We start from the raw sequence: 11155 nt of genomic DNA, 5'->3' as shown, positions 1-11155 counted from the left end.
GTACGGATTCCAGGAATCGGCGCCTCAGACCCGTACCGCCTCGTTCTCCCGCACCTCCTCCGCCTCCCCCGCCCGCAGCCCTGTCCCCTCGACGTCCACCCGGGGCAGGACGCGCGCGAGCCATCCGGGCAGCCACCACGCCTTGTCCCCCACCAGGGCCAGCACCGCCGGGACCAGCGCCATGCGGACCACGAACGCGTCGAAGAGGACGGCGATCGCGAGGCCGAAGCCGATCGTCTTGATCATCGATTCGCCCGCCCCGATGAAGCCGGAGAAGACGGCGATCATGATGACGGCGGCGGCGACCACGACGCGCGCGCTGTGCCGGAAGCCGCTGACGACGGCGTTCGGCGCGGACTCGCCGTGGGTGTACGCCTCGCGCATCCGGGCGACGAGGAACACCTCGTAGTCCATCGCGAGGCCGAAGACGATGCCGACGAGGAAGATCGGCATCAGGCTCATGATGGGCCCGGTCTGCTCGACGCCGATGAGGGAGGCGCCCCAGCCCCACTGGAAGACGGCGACGACCGCGCCGAGCGAGGCGAGCACGGACAGCAGGAACCCGAACGCGGCCTTGACCGGCACGAGCACCGAGCGGAACACGAGCAGCAGCAGGACCAGCGCGAGCCCGACGATGACCGTGAGGTAGGGCACCAGCGCGTCCTGGAGGGCCTGCGCGACGTCGATGTTCATGGCCGTGGTGCCGGTGACCTCGAAGGTCGCCCCGGTCTCCTTCTCCACCGCCGCGCGCTCGCCCCGGATGTGCTGGACGAGGTCCTTGGTGGATTCGTCGTTGGGTCCGGTGGACGGCACGGCGGAGAACAGGGCCGTGTCACCGGCCTGGTTGAAGCGCGGTGCGGAGACGGAGACGACGCCCTTCGTGTCCTTGATCTTCGCGGCGATCCGGTCGGCGGCCTCCTTCGCGTCGCTCGCGCCCTTCGCGTCGACGACGACGGTCAGCGGACCGTTGAACCCGGGCCCGAACCCCTGCGCGAGGTCGTCGTACGCGCGCCGCTCGGTCGTCGAGGTCGGCTTCGCCTCGTCACCCGGCATACCGAGTTCGAGGTGCGCGGCGGGAATCGCGACGACCCCGAGCCCGGCGACGCAGGCGAGCAGCACGGGCACCGGACGGCGCAGCACGAACCGCGCCCACCGCGAGCCGCCGTTCTCGGGGGTGTTCTGACGCGCCTTGTTGCGGCGGACCTTCCGGGACAGCGCCGCGTTCGGCCACATGCCGAGCAGGGCCGGTACGAGCGTGAGGGCGACCAGCACGCCCACGACGACCGCGCCCGCCGCGCACAGCCCCATCTTGGTGAGCATCGGCACGCCGACGACCGAGAGCCCGGCGAGCGCGATGACGACGGTCAGCCCGGCGAACACGACGGCGCTGCCCGCCGTACCGACGGCGATCCCGGTGGCCTCGGCGGGTTCACGGCCCGCCGCGCGCTCCTCGCGGTAGCGGGAGACGACGAACAGCGCGTAGTCGATGCCGACGGCGAGACCGAGCATCGTGGCGAGGGTGCCGGTGGTCGCGGTGAGCCCGAAGAGGCTGCCGAACGCCATGATCGCGGCCATGCTGACGCCGACCCCGACCATCGCGGTGAGCAGCGGCAGCCCGGCCGCCGCGAGGGAGCCGAACGTGATGAGCAGGACGACGGCGGCGAGCGCGACGCCGATCAGCTCCGAGGAGCCCCCGGCGGCGGGCTGGGAGCCGAGCGCGTTGCCGCCGACCTCGACGGTCAGGCCGGAGTCCCTGGCCCGGTCGATGACCTTCTCCAGGGCCGATTTGTCGGCGTCGGTGAGGTCGGCGGACTTCACCTTGTAGGTGACCTGCGCGTACGCGGTCGTCGCGTCCTTGCTGACGGCTCCGGCGGCGAAGGGGCTGACGGCCTGCTCGACCTTGGAGACGTCTGCGGCCTCCCCTACGAGCTGGTCGATGGCGGCCTTGTTGCCGCCCTCGGTGACCTTCTCGCCCTTCGGCGCGACGAACACGATGCGGGCGTTCGCGCCGTTGGAGTCGCGGCCCGGGAAGCGCTGGCCGATCAGGTCGAACGCCTTCTGCGCCTCGATGCCGGGCATGAACGAGGTGCCGTTGTCCTCGGCGGCGGGCGCGCTCACGGCTCCCGCGCCGAGGCCGCCGAGCAGGGCGACCCAGAGCAGCACCACCAGCCAGCGTCGTCGGAAGGCCGTGCGGCCCATGCGGTAGAGAAAGGTAGCCACGGAAAGGGTCTCTCCAGGTCAAGGTGCAGGGACCTTGACAGGTTCGCCCTCGGCACCCGGTCCGGGCATCGTGCCCCTACTGGCAGTTGGGGCTGGTGCGACGGCACCAGGCGGGGCGGTGCGGCTCCTCCTCAGGTATGACATCCGGATTCCGGACCGGCGCCATAATCTCGGTGACGACCGTGACCTACCGTGGTCGGAATCGGACAGGAACAGGGCAGGACAGTGGAAGCGATCCCCGGCTTCGAGATCGCCGGGCTGGGCGCGGTGCGGGAGCGGACGGCCGAGCGGGTGCACCGGGTCGGCTTCCACACGGTCACGCTGGTCACGGCGGGGAGCACGCGGTGGACTTCGTGACGTACGCCTGCCGGCCGGGGACGCTGCTGTGGATCCGGCCGGGGCAGGTGCGGCGCTTCGGGGCGGGCGGCGCGCTCGACGGCGTCCACCTGATGTTCACGGCGGAGTTCCCGCCCGCCGTCGCGGGGGTGGAGCGGCTGGTGCGGGAGTGGCGCGGGCCGGTCTGCCGTCAGCTCGGTACGGGGCGGGAGTACGCGGCCGTCTCGACGCTGCCGGCCCAGCCGCGGGCCGAGTTCACGCGGCCGGGCCGGGTGTCGCCGGAGATCCTCCAACTCCTGCTCGCCGCGCTGCTGTTGCAGGTGGACCGGCTGCCGGGGACCGGCGGTGAGGGGGCCGCCGGGAGCGAGGTGTACGTGCGGCTGCGGGCCGAGCTGGAGGTGTCGTACGCGGTGACGCGGCGGGCCGAGGACTACGCGCGGCGCCTCGGATACACCGTCAAGACGCTGACGCGGGCGTGCCTCGCGGCGACCGGGGTGCCGGTGAAGCGGGTCGCAGAAGATCGACGGGCGGGTGACGCCGGGGGAGTTCCGGCGCTCCCTTATGTCCTGATCTTGTGACAGAACCTCGACGGGGCGGCACCGGGGGCGGAAAACCCTGGTCAGGCCACCCGCGTTATTCATAGGATTGCGCAAGTACGCAAACCTTGAACGTCGGCGGCGTGAACGCCCGCCGCCCCCTACGGAGGTCAACGTGGGCATCATCAGCTGGGTCATCCTGGGCCTGTTCGCCGGAGCGATCGCCAAGATCCTGCTGCCCGGCCGTGACCCGGGCGGCCTGATCGGCACCACCCTGATCGGGATCACGGGTGCCTTCATCGGCGGCTGGCTGTCCTCGAAGTTCCTGGACCGCCCGGTCGTGAAGGACTTCTTCGACCTCTACACGTGGGGCGCGGCGATAGCCGGTTCGCTGGTCCTGCTCGTCGGCTACCGCCTGCTGTTCGGCAACTCCCGAGACTGACCCCGGACAGATCCCACGGACCCCGCGAGCCCGGTTTCCGGCGGGCTCGCGGGGTCCCGTACGTCTCACAGGTGCGCGGAGACCGCCGGCAGCAGATCCTGGAACGTCCGCCCCGTGGCCGGTTCCCCGATCGCCTCGACCTGCCAGCCCCCGCCGGTCCGCCGCAACTTGGCCATGATCTGCGCGGTGTACGCGCCGCCCCCGCTGAGCGTGTAGCGCGCCAGCTCCTGCCCGGTGACCTCGTCGACGACGCGGCAGAACGCGTTCTCGACCTCGGCGAAGGTCTGCCCGGTGAACGAGTTGACGGTGAACACGATCTGGTCGACGCGCCCCGGCACGCGCCCGAGGTCCACGAGCACGACCTCGTCGTCCCCGCCGGCCCCGCTCCCCCCGGTGAGGTTGTCACCGAGGTGCCGTACGGACCCGTCGTCGCTGACGAGGTGCTGGAAGAAGACGACGTCCGCGAGCTGACCGTCGGCGAAGAGCAGCGCGGACGCGTCGAGGTCGATCTCCCTGGGCCCGGTGAGCTTCGCCAGGAACCCCTTGCGCTGGGCGGCCTGCCACCCCAGCCCCATCCGGACGGACGTCAGCGCACCGCCGTCCGACTTGTTCAGGCTGATCCGCTGACCCTTCGTCATGTCGACGGACATGGGTCACCTCGCTCTCTGGTCGCGGGGCCGGGCGGACCCCGGCAAACCCGAGGCAAAATCTACAGCACTGTAGAAATCTGCCCGGAACCGCACCGGCACGAAACCGCACAACAGGGCCCGCCCCCCGCACTGCCTCTGCCACACTGACCCCGGAATCCAGCGGCGGGGGGCGCAGATGACGAGCGTTGTTCTGGTCCACGGAACAGGCGTACGCGAGGACGGGTACGCGTCCCTGTTCACCTTGGTCTCCCGTCAACTCGCCGAGCTGGAACGCGACTTGACCCCCGTACCCTGCTTCTGGGGCGAGGAGCACGGCGCCCGCCTCCACCTCGACGGCGCCTCACTGCCGACCCGCCCGCGCGAGGACATCCGGCTGGCGTCCTGGGGCCTCCTGGACGCCGACCCCCTGGCCGAACTCCGGCTGCTAGCTGAGGAGGACGAGCGCGACACCGACGCGTACGTACCGCCGCGCGACCTCACCCCCGTGGAAGAACTCGCCCCGCTGCTGGCGGACTTGGCCGAGGACCCCGTCGTACGACAGGCGGCGCAGACGCACGGCCTGCTCCCCGGGGACCTCGCCGAGGCGGCCCGCGAGGTCGGCGAGGCGCTGACCACCCTGCTCCCGGACACGGCCGCCCAGGTCACGACCGTCCGTCAGGTCACCGCGCGGGCCGTGGTCGCCTCGGCGCTGGCCTCGGCGGACCTGCGCTGGGACGCGGCGGGCGCGAGTCTCGACGGGCGCGGCGTGGAGGAGCTGCTCGGCGTGGTGCTGCGGGCGCTGGGGGAACCGGGCGCGGCGCTGGGCGTCGTGTCGGACGTGACGCGCCCGGTGTGGCTGCCGTTCTGGCGGGGTACGGAGTGGGCCGCGTCGTGGCGGGTGCGCAGGAGCCGGACGAAGCTGAGCGCGCAGGCGGCGCCGCCGATCGGGGACATCCTGCGCTACCAGGCGCGGGGCGAGGGGCTGCGCCGGCACATCCGGGACGTCGTGGAGGCCGCGCCACCGCCCGTCGTCCTCCTCGCGCACAGCCTCGGCGGCATCGCCTGCGTGGACCTGCTGGCCACGGAGGACCTCCGGGACAAGGTCCGCGCGCTGGTGACGGTCGGCTCGCAGGCGCCGTTCCTGTACGAGCTGGACGCCCTGCACTCGCTGTCGGTCGGCGACCCGCTGCCCGCGACGTTCCCCCGGCACTGGATCAACGTGTACGACCCGCGCGACCCGCTGGCCCATGTCGCCGCCCCGGTGTTCGGCGCGGACCGGGTCACGGACGTCGCCGTCGACACCCGCCGCCCGCTGCTGCGCGCGCACTCGGCGTACTGGGACCACGCCCCGCTGTACCGCGCGCTGGAGCGGGAGCTGTTCGGGGGCGCCGATGGCTGACCCGCGCCGTACGCACGCCCTGATCGTCGCCGTGGAGGCCCACGAGGACCCCGAATGGAACGTCCGGGGCCCTTGCGCGGACGCGTCCGCCTTCGTGTCCTGGCTCGTGGACGGCTGCGGAGTGCCCGCCGGGAACATCACCGTCTTCGCCTCCCCCCTCGACCCCGCCCGGTCGGCCGGCGCCGACTGGCGCGAGGCGTCCTCCGGCGCCGTCTCCCGGCACCTCCTCGAAGGCATGGCGGACCTGGAGGCCGACCTCCTGTGGGTGTTCTGGTCGGGGCACGGTCTGGTCGACGGCAGCGGCAGCCACGTACTCCTCCTCGCCGACAGCACCCCGGCGACGAAGTACGCCGTGGACGTGGACGCGTTGCAGCTCGCCCTCCAGTCCACGCGGGTCGGGGCCCGCCAGGGGCGCGGTGTGCCGAAGGTCGCGGTCGCCCTGAACGCATGTCAGAACCAGCCGCGCGGAGGCGGGTTGAGCAGGGTGGGCGTGGTGACCGACAGTCCCCGTGTCACGGAGCGCGGCCTGTTCGTCCTGCACGCGTGCAGCACCGGCCAGCGGGCGCGGGTCGCGCCGGCGGAGAGCTGGGCGCCCGGTGAGGCGGCGAGCCTGTTCCCGCGTACGCTGCTGCGTTTCCTGGACGACGGTTCGCGCGACGTGCTGCCCGATCTGCACCGGGTGAGCGACCGGGTGGACGCCGAGTTCGCGGTGCTGCGCGAGAAGCGGCTGACGGCGCAGAAGCCGAGCCTGTCGCGCCGCAACTGGGACGGGCGTACGGCCGTGTCGGGCGAGTTCCTGGTGCCGCCGACGGCCGAGGAGGTGGCGTTGGCGGAGTCGCTGGACGCGGTGCTGCCGGACGGGGCGGCGCGGGCTCAGTGCGCGCGGCGGCTCGCGGAGCGGGCGCCGGTGGTGGTGCCGGTGAGCGACGGGGCCGGGGAGCCGACGGCGTGGCAGATCGTGACGGCCGCCGCGCGCACCCCGCACGGCGTGCCCACGCTCGTCGACCTGCTGCCCGGCGATCTGCGCGCGGCGGGCCGGGACCTGCGGCCCAACGAGTTCCTCACGCACGAGGAGCACGCCCGCCTGACCGCGCTCCTGGCCGCTGTGCCGGACGTGCGGACGACGGCGCTGTACGACCGGCGGCTGCGCCACCACGTGACGGCGACGGACGGCACGGACGCGCTGCTGCGCTCCCTGGAGGCGGCCGGCTGCGGCCAGGACATCGCGCTGCCGCCCCTGCTGCGGTTCACGTCGCTGGTGGCGGCGGAGGCGGAGGCGCGGACCGGGGACGGCGGGGGCCTGATCCGCTGGGGCGCGGACGTGGCGCGGCGCACCGGGCACGCGGGGGCGCTCAGGGCGCGGGTGACGGCGGCCGGGCAGGAGGCCGTACGGCGGCGTGGCGGCAAGGCGTGGCTGCTGGTCCTGCTCGACGTGGACGACCCGGAGGCGGCGGCCGGCGAGGGCCGCTACACGTCGGCCGCCTGGCTGGTGGACCCGGCCGAGCAGCGCCCGCAGCGGCTGCCGGGGGCGCGGCCGGCGAACTGGCGGCGCACCCAGCTCACGCTCGCCGAGCTGATCGAGCCGCTCCTCGGCGCACGGCACGACCTCGGGGTCGAGTTCTTCCTGCCGCACGGCCAGTTGGAGCTCCAGGTCGAGCGGATACCGGTCCGGCACCGGGGCGTGGACAACACGGCGCTCGGGCAGGTCGCGACGGTCGTCGTGCGGTGCGTGGGGCGGCGTACGCCGTGGGAGCGGCGGTGGCTGGCCTGCGGGCACAACGCGGCGGCGGGCGACCACCACTGGCTGCGGCGGGACGCCGGGGACCTGGCGGGGCTGCGGTCCGCGCTGGCCGCCGCGCCCGACGTGGGGTGTGTCGAACTGTCCGGTGACTGCCGGGAGTTCACTCCGGCGCTGGCGTACTGCGCGGAGGCCGGGGTGCCGGTGATGACCTGGCACCGGCGCGTCGACGGCGTACGGCAGGGCGGCGACCTGGCCGACCTGCGGACCGGCGTCCCGCCGAGGCTGCTGCCCGAGGAGGTCCGCGACCTGCGCGGCGACCGGGACGGGCCCGCGCCCGGCCTGGTGCTGCTGTGGGACGACCCCGGCCGGCTGCCGCCCCGGCCACGCCCGCGCGTTCCCGGAAGGACACCACGCCCGTGACCAGCCCCGACTCCCCCGGCGGGCTGTTCCGCCACCCGCACGACAGCCTGCCCGTGCCGCTGCCGCCCGGCCCGCCCTGGCGCCGCTTCGGCGAGGAGCGCCCCGCCCGCCCGGCGTACGTGATCCGCCCGGAGGACGCGGCCGTCGTGGACGCCGCCCTGCACCTGCGGCGCCCGCTGCTGGTCACCGGCTTCCCCGGGGTGGGCAAGTCGTCGCTGGCGCACGCGATCGCCGACGACCTCGGGCTCGGCGAGGTCCTGCACTGGGCCGTCAACTCCCGCTCGCTCCTCACCGACGCGCTCTACCGGTACGACGCGGTGGCCCGCCTGCGCGACGCGACGGCCGACCCGTCCCGTACGCCGCCGGTGGAGCGGTACGTCGCTCTCGGGCCGCTCGGCACCGCGCTCGCCTCCGCGCCGGGCGCCCCGCGTGTCCTGCTGGTCGACGAGCTGGACAAGGGGGACATCGACCTGCCGAACGACCTGCTGACGGTGTTCGAGGAGGGCGCGTTCGAGATCCCGGAGCTGAGCCGCAGCTCCGAGGCGACCGGCGACCGGGAGGCGCGGGTCGCGCTGACCCGGCCGGTCCCCTACCGGGCTCCCCTCGACGCGGAGCCCGCGCCGAAGGCGGCCGTCGTCGACGGGTGGGTGTACTGCCGGGAGTTCCCGGTCGTCGTCATCACCAGCAACGGCGAGCGCGACTTCCCGCCCGCGTTCCTGCGCCGCTGCGTCCGCCTCGACCTGCGCGACCCCGACCCCGACCACCTCAAGGACGTCGTACGGGCCCAGTTCGGGGCCGAGTTCACCGGGGCCGACGCGCAGACGGTGGCCGCCGTGGAGGAGATGATCGCCGAGTTCGACGACGCGGGGCGCGGCGGACGGCTCGCCACGGACCAGCTCCTCAACGCGATCCACCTGCGGCTGAACACCGTCTCCCTCGAACCGCACGTCCTGCGGGCCGTGCTGCGGCCCCTCGACGGCACGGACCCCGTCCCATGATCGACCTCCTGCACGCGGCCCTCGCCGCCGCCGGGTACGACGCGACGCCGGAGGAACTCGCCGACATCCTGTGGCTCGCGGCCCATCCGCGTACGCCGGTCCGGCGGGCGGGGGGTCCGGGGGACGGTGCTGCGGTGCCGGAGGGCGCGCGGGCGCCGGGGCGGGGGCGGGGCGGGCGGGGGCCCGGCGACTCCGGGTCCGCTGCGGCCCGTACCCTCTACGCCGCCGCGGACTGGGGCGACGGCGCCGCGACCGCCGTGTCACCGACCCGGCTGCCCACGCCCCGGGCACTGCCCGACGCCCGTGCGCTGGCCCGGTCGTTGCGGCCACTGCGGTCCTCCGTACGGTCCCGTACCGCGCTGCGGCTCGATGTCGGGGCCACGGTCGACGCGATCGCCGACGGGTTCCGGGACGTCGTTCTCGCGCCCGCGCGGGAGCCGTTGCTCGATCTCACGCTCGTCGTGGACGACGGGGTGTCCATGGCCGTGTGGCACGACGCCGCGCTCGAACTGCGGCAGGAACTGCACCGGTTGCGGGCGTTCCGGCGGATTCGGCTGCTGGGGATGGACACGGACGATCCCGCGGGGCCCCGGGTGACCGCCGAGCCGTACCGGCGGGGGGCTCCGCCCGCGCATCCGGGGCCCGGGGAGCGGACGTTGCTCGTCGTGCTCACCGACGGGGTGGGGTATCAGTGGCAGAGCGGGGCTGTGCAGAGGGTGTTGGCGGGGTGGGCGGTGAAGGGGCCCACCGCTGTGTTCCATGTGCTGCCGGTGGAGATGTGGGCGGGGACCGGACTGCCCACGGTCCGGCTGATGGCCTCGGCCGCGCGGCCCGCCGTCGCCAATCATCAACTCCGGGTGCGGCACCCGAAGTTGGGGCGGGGGGTGTTGGCTGTGCCGACGCCTCCCGTGCCGGTGGTGGATGTCATGCGGGGTACTTCCGTGCGGGGGTGGGCGCGGTTGGTGGGGGCACCGGTGGGGGAAGTGGCGTTGCATTTCTACGACGCGGAGCAGCTCGGCGGGGTCGCGGCTTCGCAGGAGGAGTTGTCCGAAGACGCGCTGGAGGACTTTCTCTCCGGCGCCTCCGACGAGGCTCGGCGGCTGGCGGCTCATCTCGCTTGTGCGGGGACCGCGTTGACCGTGCCGTTGATGCGGCTCGTGCAGCGGTCAGCCGTGCCCGAGTCCGGGCCCGAGCATCTCGCCGAGGTGTTCCTCTCGGGGATGCTCGCGCCGTACGCGCCCGTGTTGCCCGACGGGGCCGATCCGCTGCCGCACGAGGCGTTGCCCTGGAACCATCGGGCGTTCGCCTACCCGCCGGGGATCGCCGAGGAGTTGCGGGAGCTGGTGCGCAGGTCGGAGGAGCGGGCCACCCGGGATCAGGTGACGCGGTATCTGGCGGGGCGGTATCCCTCGGCCGGGGCGGGGGCGGCCCTGGTGTCGGATCCGGCGGGGGCGCTGCGGGCGCGGGGGGATCTGCAACTCGGGAGCATCGGGGCGCGGTGGACGTCCGGGGGGGTACGGCAGGTGCCGCTCTCCTCGCTGGTGCGGCCACTGGACGGCGTGCTGGACGCGCTGGGGCTGCCCCGGCTGGACTGGGTCGAGGAGGCTGCGGCGCGGCAGGGGGCGGCGGGGGTCCAGCTCGCGGCGGAGTCACTGGTCCGGGCGGGCGAGGTGCGGGGCTCACGGGACGAACTGTGCGCGGTGCTGCTGACGCTGGCCAGGGCGCTGGACCGGCCGGAGCTGGCCCAGCAGTACCGGCCGGCCCTCAAGTCCCCTGCTCCGGGGCCGAGTTCGGCGCGGCCGTACTTCTTCCTGAGCTACGCCCACGTCCCCCGTAGCGCCTCCGGCGGCGGCGACCCGGACCACTGGGTGCACCGTCTCTTCCACGACCTGAGCAACTCCATCGCCAACCTGACGATGGAGCCGCCGGATTCCGTCGGATTCATGGACCGGTCACTCACCTCCGGGCGGATCTGGAACGACGAACTCGCGTACGCGCTCAACACCTGCCGGGTGTTCGTACCGCTCCTCTCGCCCCGCTATGTCACCAGCGAGTGGTGCGGCAGGGAGTGGTGGGCTTTCGCACAGCGCACAGCGACCGTAAGGTACGGGCGGTACGCCCCGATCATCCCGATCCTGTGGACCCCCATGGAGGGACGCACACTCCCGCGCGTCGTCAGCGAGGTGCAGTACCTCACCCCCGAACAGCCGGAGAGATACCGGCACTTCGGCATGTACGGACTCATGAAAGTGAACACGTTCCGCAGAGACTACGAGCGGGCCGTGCTACAGATCGCCACGCACATCGTCGCCAGGGCCGAGAACATCGACCTGGAACCCGGGGTCCACACGGACTTCACGAATCTGCCGAGCGCTTTCGGCTCCCCCGGCAGCCGCACGGCCAACCCCCCGACGCCTCCCGCCTGACCGGCTAC

General features: G+C 73.5%; 9 protein-coding genes. 7 read left to right on the top strand and 2 right to left on the bottom strand.

Annotated features, from left to right (window positions below):
* Positions 1 to 24: 24 nt before the first annotated feature.
* Positions 25 to 2220, bottom strand: coding sequence for an MMPL family transporter (locus J8M50_RS42225; RefSeq protein ID WP_010353488.1), 2196 nt, complete (start codon positions 2218 to 2220; stop codon positions 25 to 27).
* A 192-nt stretch (positions 2221 to 2412) separates the two neighbouring features.
* Here J8M50_RS42225 and J8M50_RS49910 point away from each other — a divergent pair, with 192 nt between their 5' ends.
* From J8M50_RS49910 to J8M50_RS42215, 3 genes are all read left to right on the top strand, one after another.
* On the top strand, positions 2413 to 2577 hold the full coding sequence (locus J8M50_RS49910; protein ID WP_178854881.1) for a hypothetical protein: 165 nt from the start codon (positions 2413 to 2415) through the stop codon (positions 2575 to 2577).
* Entirely contained in the window at positions 2565 to 3134 is a 570-nt protein-coding gene (locus tag J8M50_RS42220) for a hypothetical protein (RefSeq protein ID WP_010353489.1), read from the top strand. The genes J8M50_RS49910 and J8M50_RS42220 overlap by 13 nt, the downstream gene beginning before the upstream one ends.
* Positions 3135 to 3267: 133 nt before the next feature.
* Positions 3268 to 3534: a GlsB/YeaQ/YmgE family stress response membrane protein gene (locus tag J8M50_RS42215; protein WP_010353490.1), complete on the top strand. Its 267-nt coding sequence runs from the start codon at positions 3268 to 3270 to the stop codon at positions 3532 to 3534.
* A 65-nt stretch (positions 3535 to 3599) separates the two neighbouring features.
* Here the strand turns inward: J8M50_RS42215 and J8M50_RS42210 are convergent, their stop codons facing one another.
* Entirely contained in the window at positions 3600 to 4184 is a 585-nt protein-coding gene (locus J8M50_RS42210) for a TerD family protein (RefSeq protein WP_010353491.1), read from the bottom strand.
* A gap of 175 nt (positions 4185 to 4359) precedes the next feature.
* On the opposite strand from J8M50_RS42210, the gene J8M50_RS42205 reads away from it, so the two are divergent.
* Genes J8M50_RS42205 through J8M50_RS42190 form a run of 4 tightly spaced genes read left to right on the top strand, consistent with a single transcriptional unit; the run spans position 4360 to position 11147 of the window.
* Positions 4360 to 5562 (top strand): hypothetical protein, encoded by a 1203-nt coding sequence (locus J8M50_RS42205; RefSeq protein ID WP_010353492.1) that lies wholly within the window; start codon positions 4360 to 4362, stop codon positions 5560 to 5562.
* Positions 5555 to 7723, top strand: coding sequence for a VMAP-C domain-containing protein (locus J8M50_RS42200; RefSeq protein WP_010353493.1), 2169 nt, complete (start codon positions 5555 to 5557; stop codon positions 7721 to 7723). Before J8M50_RS42205 ends, J8M50_RS42200 begins: the two co-directional genes overlap by 8 nt.
* Positions 7720 to 8721 (top strand): AAA family ATPase, encoded by a 1002-nt coding sequence (locus J8M50_RS42195; protein ID WP_100216755.1) that lies wholly within the window; start codon positions 7720 to 7722, stop codon positions 8719 to 8721. The genes J8M50_RS42200 and J8M50_RS42195 overlap by 4 nt, the downstream gene beginning before the upstream one ends.
* Positions 8718 to 11147 (top strand): TIR-like protein FxsC, encoded by a 2430-nt coding sequence (locus tag J8M50_RS42190; RefSeq protein ID WP_010353495.1) that lies wholly within the window; start codon positions 8718 to 8720, stop codon positions 11145 to 11147. Before J8M50_RS42195 ends, J8M50_RS42190 begins: the two co-directional genes overlap by 4 nt.
* Positions 11148 to 11155: the final 8 nt, after the last annotated feature.

The organism is Streptomyces acidiscabies, assembly GCF_020010905.1.
Lineage (GTDB): Bacteria > Actinomycetota > Actinomycetes > Streptomycetales > Streptomycetaceae > Streptomyces > Streptomyces acidiscabies.
Note: the sequence above shows the minus strand (reverse complement) of the source record. Positions and strands in the feature narration are given on the sequence as shown.

Bases quoted from the DNA above. Each gene is read 5' to 3' on its own strand.
- J8M50_RS42210 (WP_010353491.1), bottom strand. From the start codon at position 4,184: ATGTCCGTCGACATGACGAAGGGTCAGCGGATCAGCCTGAACAAGTCG.
- J8M50_RS42205 (WP_010353492.1), top strand. From the start codon at position 4,360: ATGACGAGCGTTGTTCTGGTCCACGGAACAGGCGTACGCGAGGACGGG.
- J8M50_RS42200 (WP_010353493.1), top strand. From the start codon at position 5,555: ATGGCTGACCCGCGCCGTACGCACGCCCTGATCGTCGCCGTGGAGGCC.
- J8M50_RS42190 (WP_010353495.1), top strand. From the start codon at position 8,718: ATGATCGACCTCCTGCACGCGGCCCTCGCCGCCGCCGGGTACGACGCG.